This window comes from Metaclostridioides mangenotii (genome assembly GCF_017873185.1).
In the GTDB taxonomy this organism is placed as follows: Bacteria; Bacillota; Clostridia; order Peptostreptococcales; family Peptostreptococcaceae; genus Metaclostridioides; species Metaclostridioides mangenotii.
In genome coordinates this window covers 139863-154703 of record NZ_JAGGJX010000005.1, presented here as the reverse complement: position 1 = coordinate 154703, position 14841 = coordinate 139863, and the positions used below count along the sequence as shown (strand labels likewise).

General features: G+C 31.8%; 11 protein-coding genes. 10 read left to right on the top strand and 1 reads right to left on the bottom strand.

Annotated features, from left to right (window positions below; all coding sequences use genetic code 11):
- Positions 1 to 157: 157 nt before the first annotated feature.
- From J2Z43_RS11445 to J2Z43_RS11420, 6 genes are all read left to right on the top strand, one after another.
- A complete protein-coding gene (locus J2Z43_RS11445; protein ID WP_209457322.1) occupies positions 158 to 664 on the top strand; it encodes an FMN-binding protein in 507 nt (168 codons plus the stop codon).
- Positions 665 to 999: 335 nt separating this feature from the next.
- A complete protein-coding gene (locus J2Z43_RS11440; RefSeq protein WP_209457321.1) occupies positions 1000 to 2040 on the top strand; it encodes an FAD:protein FMN transferase in 1041 nt (346 codons plus the stop codon).
- Positions 2041 to 2058: 18 nt separating this feature from the next.
- Positions 2059 to 2934 carry a LysR family transcriptional regulator gene (locus tag J2Z43_RS11435; protein ID WP_209457320.1) on the top strand — a complete coding sequence of 292 codons (876 nt, stop codon included), beginning with the start codon at positions 2059 to 2061 and terminating at the stop codon, positions 2932 to 2934.
- Positions 2935 to 3003: 69 nt separating this feature from the next.
- Complete coding sequence (locus J2Z43_RS11430) at positions 3004 to 3996, top strand: 1,4-dihydroxy-2-naphthoate polyprenyltransferase (protein ID WP_209457319.1); 993 nt, start codon at positions 3004 to 3006, stop codon at positions 3994 to 3996.
- A 35-nt stretch (positions 3997 to 4031) separates the two neighbouring features.
- Positions 4032 to 5960: an FAD-dependent oxidoreductase gene (locus tag J2Z43_RS11425; protein WP_209457318.1), complete on the top strand. Its 1929-nt coding sequence runs from the start codon at positions 4032 to 4034 to the stop codon at positions 5958 to 5960.
- A gap of 232 nt (positions 5961 to 6192) precedes the next feature.
- Positions 6193 to 7161: a polyprenyl synthetase family protein gene (locus J2Z43_RS11420; RefSeq protein ID WP_038299143.1), complete on the top strand. Its 969-nt coding sequence runs from the start codon at positions 6193 to 6195 to the stop codon at positions 7159 to 7161.
- Between the two features lie 163 nt (positions 7162 to 7324).
- On the opposite strand, the gene J2Z43_RS11415 is transcribed toward J2Z43_RS11420, so the two are convergent.
- Positions 7325 to 8770 carry an aminoacyl-histidine dipeptidase gene (locus J2Z43_RS11415; protein WP_209457317.1) on the bottom strand — a complete coding sequence of 482 codons (1446 nt, stop codon included), beginning with the start codon at positions 8768 to 8770 and terminating at the stop codon, positions 7325 to 7327.
- Positions 8771 to 8917: 147 nt separating this feature from the next.
- Here J2Z43_RS11415 and J2Z43_RS11410 point away from each other — a divergent pair, with 147 nt between their 5' ends.
- From J2Z43_RS11410 to J2Z43_RS11395, 4 genes are all read left to right on the top strand, one after another.
- Positions 8918 to 11296 carry an endonuclease MutS2 gene (locus tag J2Z43_RS11410; protein WP_209457316.1) on the top strand — a complete coding sequence of 793 codons (2379 nt, stop codon included), beginning with the start codon at positions 8918 to 8920 and terminating at the stop codon, positions 11294 to 11296.
- A gap of 26 nt (positions 11297 to 11322) precedes the next feature.
- Complete coding sequence (locus tag J2Z43_RS11405) at positions 11323 to 11766, top strand: DUF523 domain-containing protein (protein WP_209457315.1); 444 nt, start codon at positions 11323 to 11325, stop codon at positions 11764 to 11766.
- Between the two features lie 156 nt (positions 11767 to 11922).
- Complete coding sequence (gene argS, locus J2Z43_RS11400) at positions 11923 to 13623, top strand: arginine--tRNA ligase (protein WP_209457314.1); 1701 nt, start codon at positions 11923 to 11925, stop codon at positions 13621 to 13623.
- A 289-nt stretch (positions 13624 to 13912) separates the two neighbouring features.
- Positions 13913 to 14839 (top strand): hypothetical protein, encoded by a 927-nt coding sequence (locus J2Z43_RS11395; RefSeq protein ID WP_209457313.1) that lies wholly within the window; start codon positions 13913 to 13915, stop codon positions 14837 to 14839.
- The last annotated feature ends 2 nt before the right edge of the window (positions 14840 to 14841 follow it).

Sequence of the window (14841 nt, the reverse complement as noted above, 5' to 3'; positions counted from 1 at the left end):
TATCAATATGCTAATAATTAATGATAGTTGCAATATAAAAAAACTATATAGTATAAATAAATACTATTAACATTTTTTTAACAATTTAGAGTATAATTTACTCAAGAGAACTAATATATATAACTATAAAAATCATAAATTATAGGGGGATTCATTCATGAACAAAAAAATTTTATCAGTACTATGTGCAGGAATAATATCTATTTCAGTGGTAGGTTGTTCAAGTAAGCCTGCAGAAGAGCCAAAGGATGATCAAAAAACTGAAGTTTCTACTCCAAAGGATAATGAATCTAAGTTAAAAGATGGAACTTATGAAGCTGAAACAAAAGACGCAGATGATAAAGGCTTTAAAGCTACAGCTACTATAGTAGTTAAAGATGGAAAAATATCTGAAGCTAAGTATATCGAGTTTTCCGATAAAGGCGATAAAAAGGACGATGAAGAGTACAATAAAAAGATGAAAGAAGTTTCTGGAACTAATCCTCAAGAATACGAAGTAAAGATAGCTGATCAAGTTGTCAAAGCACAATCAGGAGAGATTGATGGCGTAACGGGTGCAACAGGATCAAGTTCTAAAGCTAAGCAATTATTTGCTAAAGCTATCGAAAATGCAGGAAATGGAAAAACTGAAAAAGAAATGATGGAAGTTAAAGCAGCTGAATAATAAAGTTGATTTATATACAAAACTACTAATTTTTAATATTAGTAGTTTTGTTATTTTATTGTTGATGCGTTTTAATAATGTATATTTGGGTATAAAGATTTATATAAACAAACAACACTCCAATAATACATTTCTAACAGTCAATAATAATTTGAATCATCAAGATAGGTAGAAGTACGCATTAAAAAAATAAAGAATTAACAATGATTTGATTTACAAAATAAATAAACTGACGCTAATCAGTAAATTTAAAATCAGCAAATCGAATGTAAAGCATTAAGTACTTAGTAAAACTAAAAATTGAATAAAAAATTACAAAAAAGAGAGAAATGATTATGAAAAAACGTTTACTTACAATTTTATTAACTGTATTCCTAGTTGTTTATTTTACTGGATGTTCTACAAAAAATGCAGAGGATAGTAAAGACCCAGTCTCTAAAACAGAGATGTTTATGGGTACTGTAATCAAAGTTACACTGTACGATCATCAAAGCGATGAGGTAATGGATAAGGTATTCGATAAGCTTAAAGAGATCGATGATATTGTGAGCATTAACAAAAAAGGAACAGAAATAGATGAAGTAAATAAAAATGCTGGTATAAAGCCGGTAAAAATGAGTGATACAAGTTTCGATATTATATCTTCAGGACTTAAGTATTCAAATTTATCAAATGGTGATTACGACATTACAGTAGGACCATTAGTTAAGTTGTGGAGTATAGGGCTTCCAGAAGCAAAGGTTCCTACTCAAGATGAGATCGACAATGCAAAAAAACTTATCGATTACGATAAAGTCCAGATAAACGAGGACACTAAAGAAGTTTATCTAGAAGAAAAAGGCATGATGCTCGATTTAGGAAGTATAGCAAAAGGATATGCTGCAGACGAAGCTGTAAGGGTTTTAAAAGAGGCTGGAGTGAAAAGGGCGATAGTAGATTTGGGTGGAAATATATTTGCTATGGGATCTAAGTCAGAAGATAAGGGATGGACTATAGGAATACAAGACCCTGTCGAACTTAGAGGAAATGCTTTAGGAAGCTTAGAGGTCAAAAATAAAACAGTTGTCACTACAGGAATTTACGAGAGATTTATAGAAAAAGATGGTGTTAAATACCACCATATACTAAATCCAGAAACAGGGTATCCTTATGATACTAATATATCTGGAATTTCAATTATTGCTGATAAATCGATAGATGCTGATGCTTTGTCTACATTGATATTTACAAAAGGCTTGGAAGATGGTTTAAAAATGGTTGATGATATGAAAAATGTGGAGGCTGTGTTTGTTACAAATGATAAACAAGTTTATATAACTAGTGGGCTTAAAGGTAATTTTAAGCTATTAAAAGATGATTTTAAACTTGCAAACTAAACTACTGGAGGGATTGTAATGAGAATAAGCACTCTTAGGTATTTTTATGAAGTTGCCCAAATTAAGAGTATATCAAAAGTCGCTGCAATCTTTCATATATCTCAGCCAGCTCTTAGCAATCAACTATTTAAACTTGAAAGTGAGTTTGGTGAAAAATTATTTGAGAGAAGCAATCGAGGGGTAGAGTTGACTGAAAAAGGAGAGATTCTTTACGAATACGCTAAGGAAATAATTATGCAGTACGATAACCTTTTACAGGATATGAAGTCAGAAAGCCCTGATCAAAGAAAAATTAAGATTAGTATTTCGAATATTTATGCTAACTATGTAGTAAATAAAGTTTCAAACAGCATCATAAAGATCTTCAGCGAAACAGATGTATATATAAATAATGACTATATAGCTAACGAAAATGCAATGTTGTTAAATAATAGAGCAGAGTTAGCAGTTGGTTGTTCATGTATATGTGATCCTGATTTGATTTCTGACTATGTTGGGACAGATAGAATGATACTAGTAAGCCGTAAAAACATAGATAAAACTAAAATAGAAAACATGCCGATAGCGCTATTAAATGATAGAGTTGAGACTGCGGGCAAGGTAAATGCAAAAGTAAAATATGAAAATATAGTACTCAGAACTGACTCGCTAGAGATATTAAAAGGTTACATTTACAGCAATGAATGTATAGGGATTTTACCTCGAATGGCGATAAGCGATGATTTAGAGTCAAAGTCACTTGTAAATTTAGACGCAAGTGAATACGAATGGGATTATAATTTATATGTTACATATAGAAAAGATATGGACAGTAAAATGAAGAACAGTATAAGTCAATTTAGAGATAGTTTAGAAGAGGCTCTTAATGAATCTTCGATAAAAAGTATTGTATAAGAAAAAAAGTATTGTATAAGAAAAAAAGTATTGTATAAGAAAAAAATATTATGTAAATAAAAGAGTATTGTGCAAAAATTGATAACGAAAGAAGTATTATGCGAAGGTGGTTTTATGGGAATAAAAGGATTTATTAAATACGTCGAACTTCCAACTAAAATTGCTAGTGTAACGCCATTTATGCTTGGAATACTATTTACATTGTTTAGGTATCAAAAGTTAGACACTGCAAATTTACTTATAATGTTTATATCGATGATATGTTTTGATATGGCTACTACAGCTATAAATAACTATTATGACTACAAAAATGAGTTAAAGCACTTTAAGGATAATTACGATGGCAATAATCCAATGTTTATCTTTAATATATCTAAGAAGAAAGGCAGCTTTATAATACTTACACTTGTGGCTGTAGCGATTTTTTTTGGAATTTTATTAACAGTGAGAACAAATCTATTAGTATTAGCTATAGGAGCACTGTGTTTTTTTATGGGAATTATATATACATTTGGACCTGTCCCTATATCTAGAACTCCTTTTGGAGAAGCTTTTTCAGGTTTTTTTATGGGATTTTTCATAACTTTTCTAACTGTATACTCAAGTATTTATAATGAAGATTTTTTTGGAGTATATTTAAATGGATATATATTAACTGCAAAGTTTGATTTACTTGAAGGTCTTATAATACTTTTAATATCTATGCCATTAGTCGCTGGAATTGCTAATATAATGCTGGCAAATAATATTTGTGACTTAGAGGATGATATAAAAGTTAATAGATTTACACTTACTTATTATATAGGTAGAGAAAAAGCACTGCGCTTGTACAGATATATATATTACAGTGCATATGTTTGTATGTTTTTAGGTGTGTTTACAAGAGTGCTTCCTGTTAGCTGTATATTTGCTATACTTACAGTTATAGTTATAAACAAAAATATAGATAAATTAGAAAAAAATCCAGTTAAGTCAGAAACTTTTGTTACAGCTGTTCAGAATTTTACTTTGCTTGGATTTACATATATATTGTGTATTTTAATCGGGATGATATTAATGTAATTCAAAACTAATAAAATAAGAAGAGGGGGAGAAATATGTCAACGAAAATTGTTATACTAGGAGCTGGATATGCTGGTGTACATGCAGCTAAGAAACTTGCAAAGCATTATAAGAAAAATGAAGATGTAGAGATCACTCTTATAGATAGAAATCCATATCATACATTGATGACAGAACTTCATGAGGTAGCAGGAGGTAGGGTCCCAGAGGATTCTGTGAAGATAGATTTGTACAGGATATTCTCTACGACTAAAGTTAAAGTTGTAGTAGATAATATTGAGGAAGTAGACTCTGATAACAATGTAGTTAAAACAACAGATGGAGAATACAAGTTTGATTACTTAATGATAGGTATAGGTAGTGAACCAGCATTCTTTGGAGTGCCTGGAGTTAAAGAAAATGGGTTTACACTATGGTCGCTTGATGATGCACTTAGAATTAGAGCACACATAGAAGACATAGTTAGAAGAGCTTCTTATGAAAAGGATGAAGTAAAAAGAAGAAAAATGCTTACTTTTATAGTAGCAGGATCTGGTTTTACTGGTATAGAAATGGCTGGAGAGCTTTTAGAATGGAAGAAGACTTTAGCTAAGGAGTACAGAGTAAACGAAGAAGAAATAAGATTACTTGTTGTTGAGGCAATGGGTACAATACTAAATATGCTTGACAGAGACCAAGCTGATAAAGCTGAAAATTATATGATTAAGCATGGATTTGAGGTTATGAAAAATTCACCAATTGTTGAAGTCGATAAAGAGTACATAAAATTAAAAGATGGTACTATTCTACCTACAGAAACACTGATATGGACATGTGGTATACAGGCAAATGCAGACTTAAACGATTTAGAAGTTGAAAGAGGTAGAGCTAATAGATATAAGACAAACAAGAAGATGCAAATAGAAGGCAAAGAAAATATGTACGTTATAGGTGACTTATCTTGGGTAGAAGTTGAAGAAGGAAAAGGTAACCCACAAATAGTCGAGGCAGCTGAACAAACAGGTGTTACAGCAGCCAAAAATATAATGGCATCTATAGATGGTAAAGAGCACGAAGACTTTAATCCTAAGTACCATGGATTTATGGTATCTGTCGGTGGAAGATACTGTGTTGCAAACTTGATGGGTCTTAAATTATCAGGCTTTTTTGCTATGCTTATGAAGCATATTGTAAATATGAAATATTTATTTAGTGTTAACGATATTCACGCTGTTTACAAGTATTTATTACACGAGTTTTTTGGAATGAAAGAAAGAAGAAGTATCATGGGTAATCACTTGTCTTCTAAAGGAAATAGACTTTGGTTAGTGCCATTAAGACTTTATATAGGATTTTTATGGATCATTGAAGCTTCTAAGAAGTTAGTAGGTGAGGAAACATGGGCTGGAGCATTTACATCTGCTAAAGGAGCAAATGGGATATTTGATTATATTGGAACCCTTACATCAAAATTGTTCACTATAGGACCGGATAGCTGGGTTCTTGCCGGAAATGTAAAAATGCCTTTCCCATGGCTTCACGATGCGGTTTCTGGAGCGTCACAGGCTGCTGATTCAGCGGTGGCTACAGTTACTCCAATACTTTCAAAGACTCCTGGTTTTTATGAAGCAATAATGAAAGTGTTTATGCCTAATCCAGAAGTTGCTGTTTGGTTCCAAAGAATTGTAGTTCTAGCTGAGCTTGCTATTGGTGCTTGCTTAATAATAGGTCTATTTACATTCTTAGCATCAGCTGCTTCAGCATTTATGACTCTAAACTTTATATTAACAGCTATGGCTGGATGGGATATACTGTGGTTTACATTTGGTAGTATAGCTCTTATGTCTGGTGCAGGAAAAACATTTGGCGTAGATTACTATCTGATGCCGTGGATCAGTCAGAAGTTCAGTGACTTCTGGATGGGCAAGAGAAGACCTATATATGAAGAGCATAGCGGTCAGGTGCAGGAAAAACATTTGGCGTAGATTACTATCTAATGCCGTGGATCAGTCAGAAGTTCATTGACTTCTGGATGGGTAAGAGAAGACATATATATGAAGAGCATAGCGGAAAATAGATCTAGTTATACTTTACATTATTTAAAACAACATGTAAGATATGTATAAGTGAAAAAAATGGGGATATGTTTATTAAAATGTATTCCTAATTTTAACTTATAGACAAACAAAAAGAAGCAAGGTAAAGTGAGGGATTAAATTGAGTAAATTCTGGAGAGATTATCCCATAATAGACAGAGAGATAGAAGAAATTACAGATATAATAAAGAAAAATGCAAAGTGTAATGATAAGATTATTGAAAATAGTATTATTGAATTAGCTAGCTCTGGTGGTAAAATGCTAAGACCAGCTTTTACTCTAATAGCATCGAGATTTGGAGATTACAATAAAGAGAGAGCTCAAACACTAGCTTCTGTAATGGAAATGTTTCACATGGCGACATTAGTACACGATGACATCATAGATGAAGCTGAGTTTAGAAGGGGTAAAGAGACAGTTCAATCGAAGTACGGTAAAAACTACGCTGTTTATATAGGGGATTATTTGTTCTGTATTTGTTTTAGATTACTTGCAACTACATCATCTATCGAGAGGGGTATAGATGTAGACACAAAGGTTATGTCTAAAATATGTTTAGGTGAGATCAATCAATTAAATTCAGTATTTAATAGAGATTTATCTATAAAAGAGTACTTTAGAATAATATCAGGTAAGACCGCAGAGCTGTTTTCTTTGAGCTTTTATATAGGAGCAGCAGAGAGTGCATGTAATAAAAAAACATGTAGACTATTTTGGAATATTGGTCATAATATTGGGATGGCGTTTCAAATTATAGACGATATTCTTGACTATACTGCTACTGATAAACAACTTGGAAAAAATGCAGGAAATGATTTAAAGGAGGGGCTTTACACACTTCCTTTACTATTGGCAATAAAAAATAATCCAGAAAAATTTGAAAGTCTACTAAAAGACGATGAATACACAGATGAAGAAATAAAAGAAATTGTAGAAGCTGTTAAAAACAATCACGGTATAAAAGATGCTATTAAGATATCAGAGAAATATACTAAAAAGGCATTTAAAGACATTAATAAGCTTCCCGAAAATGAATATAAACAGATACTATTAGAAGTCGTTGAAAAGCTTCTAATAAGGACGTATTAATATGAAAGAACCTGCAGGATTTTTATAAAAAAGCAGGTTCTTTTTTTACATTTATAAATTCTTTTAAAGATAAAATTTAATTATATTTTTACAGAATAATATGAATGCGTAATTGATAAAATAAAAAACAGCTCATAAAATATGAACTGTTTTTTTATATTTATTATTTTATAGCTTTTAGTAAAGCTAATAAGTATTCCCATATGTTAGCAACAGAAGGTAAGCTTATATGCTCATTTGGTGTATGAACATCAAACATATCTGGTCCTATTGATATAGCTTCAGCATTTGGAAGTTTATCAAGTAGTAATCCGCACTCAAGGCCTGCATGTAGAGCAGTTATTATTGGTTCTTTTCCTGTTAAATCTTTATAAACATCAGAACCTATTTTTTCTAGAGCAGAACCTTTTCTGTGTTCCCAAGCTGGGTAAACACCGTTTATAACATTTGTTCCACCAAGTACATCAGCGAGAAGTTGAACTCTCTCAGCTATTTCTTCTCTTAGAGAAATTACAGAACTTCTTATAGCACTCATAAAGCTTATAGTATCATGTTGGTTATCTATAATAGCAAAGTTTGTTGAACTTTCTACTAGACCTTTTATCTCCATGCTCACAGATTGAACTCCATGAGGAATTAAGCAAGCCATTTGAATTATCTTAGCTTTGCTCTCAGCAGTCATAACTTCTTCAGCAGAAGCGTCTTTAACTTTTATTACTAAACCTGGATCAGCAGTGCTGTATTCATTTCTGAATGTAGCTTCTAAATCACCGATTTGTTTTTTAGCTTCATCTACATCTTTAGCGTCAACTAATATTATACAGCTAGATTCACGAGGAATAGCGTTGTGTTTAGTTCCACCTTGAATAGTTGCAAGATCGAAGTCTACAGTTAAAAGATTTAATAGTCTACCAACTAATTTGTTAGCATTAGCTTTTTGTAAAACTATATCCATACCAGAGTGACCACCAAGTAATCCACTTACTTCCACTTCTAAACCTTTTTTGTCAGGGCAAGCTTTAGTGTATTCAACTGGTAGAGTAACTACAGAAGTTTTACCACCAGCACAGCTTACAAGGATATATCCTTCTTCTTCAGAGTCTATATTTATAATGTATTTACCTTTTATTAAACTTGGGTCTAAAGCAGCAGCACCATCCATACCTGTTTCTTCATTAGTTGTTACTAATACTTCTAGCGCTGGATGCTCAACATTGTCGTCTTCTAAAATAGCCAGAGCCATAGCAACAGCAATACCGTTGTCTGCACCAAGAGTTGTCCCAGTTGCATAAAGCATGTCCCCATCTAATCTTAATTTAATAGGGTCTTTCTCGAAATCATGCTCAACATCTTTTTCCTTTTCACAAACCATATCCATATGACCTTGAAGTACTACACCAGGTGCGTTTTCATAACCTTTTGTAGCTGGTTTTCTTATTACTACGTTTAAAGCTTCATCTTGTACAGTTTCAAGACCAAGATCTTTACCGAATTTAACTAAGTAATCACTTACTTGTTTCTCGTTTCCAGATCCTCTTGGAATTTGTGAAATTGCTTCAAAGTTCTTAAGAACGTTTTGAGGCTTTAGACCATTTAGTATACTTGACATAAAATACATCTCCTTTAATTTAATTTATAGTATAAAAATAGCTATATAAATAGTATAATACAAAATGTATATTATAAGTATACCCAAATAGAAGTTTGTTAAAAAAATAAATGTAAAATTAAAAAAGAATGAGGATGGTGAGATATTATGAACAAACGATCAATGAAAGTCCTAGAATTTAACAAAATAATAGATTTGCTTAAGCAGAAAGCTTCCTCTTCTCTAGGTTTAAAATATATAGAAAAATTAATTCCGAGTTCAAAAACAGAAGAAGTTAAATATATGTTAGAAGAAACTAGCGAAGCACAATCAATTCTTATTAAAAGAGGAGCTGTTGGATTAAGTGGTATTGACGATATAGAAGATAAAGTCAAAAGAGCAAATATTGGAGGAGCTTTGGATGCTGGCAGTTTATTAAATATAGCCAAGAACTTACAAGCGGCTAGAAATGTAAAAAGGAGTTTATCGAGTTCAGAAGAGGAAGATTTTAAATTTCCTATAATTCAAGGAATGTCTGATTCGCTTTATGCGTTTAGAGAAGTCGAAGATAAAATATTTAATTCTATAATTAGTGAAATTGAAATATCAGATAACGCATCGACAACTTTAAGAGATATTAGAAGAAAGATTCTTCAAAAGAATCAATCTATAAGGTCGAAATTAAATTCCATAATAACTTCGTCGACATATCAAAAGTATTTACAAGACGCAATAGTATCTATTAGAGATGATAGATTTGTTGTTCCAGTTAAAGCTGAGTACAGATCTCAAGTGGCTGGTATAATACACGACCAGTCATCTTCTGGTGCGACTTTGTTTATTGAACCTATGAGTATTGTAGATATGAACAATGAGCTAAGACAGCTTAAGCTTAAAGAGAAAGAAGAGATAGAGAGGATCTTAGCAGAACTTTCAAATGATGTCGGTGAGATAAGTGAGGAGCTAATTTCCAATCAAGAGATTTTAGGAAAACTTGATTTTATATTTGCAAAAGGTAAGCTTTCAATTCAAATGAGAGGAATTGAACCACAAATTAATAAAGAAAAGTACTTAAATATAAAAAGTGGAAGGCATCCACTTATAAATTCTGATAATGTAGTTTCTAATACTGTGTACTTAGGGGACGAATTTGATACTCTTGTAATCACAGGCCCGAATACCGGCGGTAAAACTGTCACAATAAAGACAGTGGGACTATTTGCACTGATGACACAGAGCGGACTTCATATACCTGCTAATTTTGGAAGTAGCATGTGTGTTTATGATAATATATTTGCAGATATTGGCGATGAGCAGAGTATAGAGCAGAGTCTTTCTACATTTTCATCTCATATGACAAATATAGTAGATATACTAGACCAAATTACATCGGATTCTCTAGTTATATTTGATGAGTTAGGCGCAGGAACCGATCCAGTTGAAGGTGCAGCTCTTGCAATTTCTATACTTGAATTTGTAAATGCAATGGGAGCAAAATGTATAGCGACAACTCATTACAGTGAACTTAAAAACTACGCTCTTACTAAAGACAGAGTAGAAAATGCGGCAGTTGAATTTGACTTAGAATCGCTAAGCCCAACATATAAACTTCTTATTGGTATACCAGGGAAGTCAAATGCCTTTGAAATTTCTAAAAAATTGGGACTAAGCGACTTTGTAATAGAAAAAGCAAAAGAGTTTATAAACACTGATAATATAGCGTTAGAGGATGTACTTCAAAATGTAGAGAAAAATAGAATCCAAGCTGAATCGGATAGATTGGAAGCTAAGAGATTGAAGCTCGAGATAGAAAACTTAAAAGTCGATTATGATGAAAGAATAGAAAAGTTTTCTGCTCAAAGAGAAAAAATGATGGAACGAGCTAGATCAGAAGCATTCTCTATAGTAAGGCAAGCTAAAGAAGAAGTAGATGAAATTGTAAAGGAACTTAGAAGATTAGAAAACGATAGAGCTTCCAAGGAGAAAAATAGAAAAATTGAAGATCTTAAAAAAGAACTTACAGGCTCCATGGGAAGTTTACAACCTTCAGTAAAGAGTATGATTGTTCCAAAGCTATCCAATAAAGAGATAAAGGATCTAAAACCAGGAGAAGAAGTTAAGGTTATAACATTAAATCAAGAGGGAACAGTGGTATCAGTAGATAAAAATAAAAAAGAGGCTGTTGTTCAAATAGGTATAATGAAGATGTCTTTACCTTTTAAATCTCTTAAAAAAGTTGAGAAGAGCACTAATTCAGTAGTTACAAAATCTACTAGAAATATAATCAAGTCAAAATCAGGAAGAGTGAAGAACGAGGTCGATCTTAGAGGTATGAACCTTGAAGAGGCTATAATGGCCGTTGAGAAGTATTTAGATGACGCATACGTATCAGGTATCGAAAAAGCAACTATAATACATGGTGTCGGTACAGGAGTACTTAAAAAAGGGCTTCAGGATATCCTTAGACAAAATAAACATGTGAAGTCTCAAAGACCTGGTGAGTACGGTGAAGGTGGTATAGGTGTAACTATAGTAATCTTTAAATAATAATTGGTAAATATGGAGGAAAAATAATGATATTAGTATCAGCATGTTTACTTGGAATAAATTGTAAATACAATGGAGATAATAATAGCAACGAAAAGTTAAAAGCGTATTTAAAAGAAAAAGAGTATATAATAGCTTGCCCGGAACAACTGGGAGGACTTACAACTCCAAGAGACCCATCTGAGATAGTAGGCAAAGGTGGAGAATCAGTTTTAATGGGAGAGGGTAAAGTTTTAAGCAATAGAGACAGAGATGTTACGTCTTGTTTTGTAAAAGGAGCAGAAGAAACTCTTAAAATAGCAAATTTATATAAATGTAAAGAAGCTGTTTTAAAAGAGGGAAGCCCGTCATGTGGATCTAGTTTTGTATATGATGGTACATTTTCTGGAGTAAAAATAGAAGGGCAAGGCGTGACAGCATCAATACTTAGGAAAAATGGAATATCTGTTATAAGTGAAAAAGATATTTAATACAATAATCAAATACGGAAATACTTGAAAAAAGAATTAATTTGCTTTAACATGTTATAGGTGGAGATTTATGTTATAAATAAAATGTATTTAATCAAACAGAATTAAATTATAAATATTATAAAGTATAGATAAGATTGCGAGAGGAGCAAAAAGATGCAGGATTTTAAATTAGCTGTTGCAGAATGTCTTAAGGCTAAAATTGAAGATTTATCACTAGAAGAAATTAAGGAATTGATAGAAGTTCCCCCAAATAAAGATATGGGAGACTACGCATTTCCATGTTTTAAATTGGCAAAGATATTTAGAAAAGCACCAAATATGATAGCTGAGGATTTAGCAAAAGAAATAGAGCTTACAGAGGCAGTAGCGAAGGTTATAAACCTTGGTGGATATGTAAACTTTTTTGTAAACAAAACTCAACTTGCTGAGACAGTTATAAATAAAGTTCTTAGCGAGAAAAAAGACTATGGAAGAAGTAATTTAGGAAAGGATGAGACTGTAATAGTTGAGTACTCTTCACCTAATATTGCGAAACCTTTCCATATAGGTCATATTAGAACAACAGTTATAGGTAATGCTATATACAAATTATACGAATCACAAGGATATAAAACTATAAGAATAAACCATCTTGGGGACTATGGAACTCAATTTGGTAAGTTAATTGTCGCCTTTAAAAAATGGGGTGACAAAAAAGTGGTTGAAGAGAATCCAATACCAGAGCTATTAAAACTTTATGTTCAGTTCCATGAAGAAGCAGAAAATCACCCAGAGTTAGAAGATGAATCTAGAGAGTGGTTTACTAAGTTAGAAAATGGGGATGAAGAAGCTAAAGAGTTATGGCAATGGTTTAGAGATGAAAGTTTAAAAGAGTTCGATAGAGTATACGATTTATTAGATATTCAATTCGATTCACTTGCTGGAGAGAGTTTCTACTCTGATAAAATGGACGGCGTTATAAAAACTCTTAATGAAAAGAACTTACTTGAAGATTCAAAAGGGGCAAAAATAGTAGATCTAGAGCCTTACAATATACCTACAGCTCTAATTACTAAAAACGATGGTTCAACTCTATATATGACTAGAGACTTAGCTGCTGCAATATATAGAAAAGAAACTTACAATTTTGACAAATGTATATACGTTGTTGGATCACAACAAGCACTTCACTTCCAACAATGCTTTAAAATATTAGAACTTATGGGATACGAATGGGCAAAAGATCTAGATCACGTACAATTTGGTATGGTTTCGCTTGAAGAAGGAACAATGTCTACTAGAAAAGGTAGAGTAGTATTCTTAGAGGATGCTCTAAACCAAGCTGTAGATAAAACTAAAGATATAATACTTGCTAAAAATTCAGATGCTAAGAATGTAGATGAGATATCTAAGCAAGTTGGAGTTGGAGCGGTAATATTCCAAGAATTATCAAATAGTAGAATAAAAGACTATACATTCTCATGGGAAAGAACACTTAGCTTTGAAGGAGAAACAGGGCCTTATGTTCAGTACACTCATGCAAGATGTTGTTCAGTTATTAGAAAATACGGTGAGCCAGTTTCAGCAGATATAAATTTTGATTTATTAGTTGATGAAGGAAGTTCTGAAGTATTAAAGCAAATAGAATCATTTAATAAAAATATACTATCTGCTCTTAGAAAGAACGAGCCTCATATTGTGACGAGATTTGTTTTAGACTTAGCACAATCATTTAACAAATTCTACCATGATAACCCAATATTAGTGGATGATGTAGAACTTAAAAAAGCAAGAATTGCATTAGTAGAAGCTACTAGACAAACTATAGAGAATGCTCTTGCCTTACTTGGAATGAAGGCCCCAGAGAGAATGTAAAACTCAAAAACTAATTGTAAAGTAATGTTAAAAATAAATTTAGAATCGTTGAAATTAATAGGGATACAACTGCATAATATGGGGATGTCGAAAAATGATACTTTACATATAAAAAAATGGTGTCGTATAATAAGAGATAGATAGTAGATTACATGAATTTTGTACACTACTATCCCCCTATATAATGACAGCTCAATAGCTGTCTCTTTTTTTTGAAAATATAAATTTACAGAGTGTGAAGAAATACTTAAAAATTGATTATATGATATTGATAAGGAAGGCGAAATTTATGAAGGAAGTATTAATAAAAAATGCGTACATAAATTCTTTTGATATAGATGATAAGATTATTAAAGATATAATCATAATTAACACAAAATCGCTAGTAGATGACAAGACACAAAGGTATGTATACGTTGATCAAAGCCGTTTAAAAGGTGAGCTAATTTACTACAGATACTACGGAGACAAATGTTTAAAAAGCAATATTTTAAATATTTTAATTCCTTTGATACTTGCAAATACAAATATTAAAAAGAGTGAAGAACAAGTTATAGATTTGATAACAAAATATGTAAACTATTTTAAGATAGAGGAAAAGTTTTTTGATTACTTATTGTCTTCAGTGATGTACAATTCGTTAATCCATTTGATAATAGATGACAAGAGCATTGAGTATAAAGATTTATTACAGAAAACAAAGGAATATATTATAGGACTTAATTTAGAACTTGAGAAAAAAGATATAGTAAAGTTTCAGATGGCTAGGATAAAAGCGATACAAACTATTGATGAATATATAGATTTAAAAACATACGATTATGACGATGATATTTTAAAAGGCTTATTAAATGTACTACACGATGTATATGTGGAAGATAGAGTTGTTGAAGATCAAGGGCTTGCAAGTATAAAAAAATCTATACTATCACTTTTAGGTGAAGAAATCAGCTGTGATAGTATAGATAATTTAGCTTTTGTTAATTCAATGTCTGAATATCTGTACAAGCTAAGAAATTACAAAGTAGCTAAAAACGTATTTGATAAAAATGTAGATCCAAGATATATAATTAATCTTAAAGAAGAAGAATCGGTATCGGATCCAATATTAAATCAAATGTATGTAGTTTCTAAGACATTAACAGACAATGCAATGAATATCGAAATTAATTGCAAATCTGGCAATTATGTACTTAAATTTATGAAACTAAAATAATG

Excerpts from the sequence above, each read along its gene's own strand:
- J2Z43_RS11435 (WP_209457320.1), top strand. The coding sequence starts at position 2,059 with ATGAGAATAAGCACTCTTAGGTATTTTTATGAAGTTGCCCAAATTAAG.
- J2Z43_RS11445 (WP_209457322.1), top strand. The coding sequence starts at position 158 with ATGAACAAAAAAATTTTATCAGTACTATGTGCAGGAATAATATCTATT.
- J2Z43_RS11425 (WP_209457318.1), top strand. The coding sequence starts at position 4,032 with ATGTCAACGAAAATTGTTATACTAGGAGCTGGATATGCTGGTGTACAT.
- J2Z43_RS11410 (WP_209457316.1), top strand. The coding sequence starts at position 8,918 with ATGAACAAACGATCAATGAAAGTCCTAGAATTTAACAAAATAATAGAT.
- J2Z43_RS11405 (WP_209457315.1), top strand. The coding sequence starts at position 11,323 with ATGATATTAGTATCAGCATGTTTACTTGGAATAAATTGTAAATACAAT.
- J2Z43_RS11440 (WP_209457321.1), top strand. The coding sequence starts at position 1,000 with ATGAAAAAACGTTTACTTACAATTTTATTAACTGTATTCCTAGTTGTT.
- argS (WP_209457314.1), top strand. The coding sequence starts at position 11,923 with ATGCAGGATTTTAAATTAGCTGTTGCAGAATGTCTTAAGGCTAAAATT.
- J2Z43_RS11395 (WP_209457313.1), top strand. The coding sequence starts at position 13,913 with ATGAAGGAAGTATTAATAAAAAATGCGTACATAAATTCTTTTGATATA.
- J2Z43_RS11415 (WP_209457317.1), bottom strand. The coding sequence starts at position 8,770 with ATGTCAAGTATACTAAATGGTCTAAAGCCTCAAAACGTTCTTAAGAAC.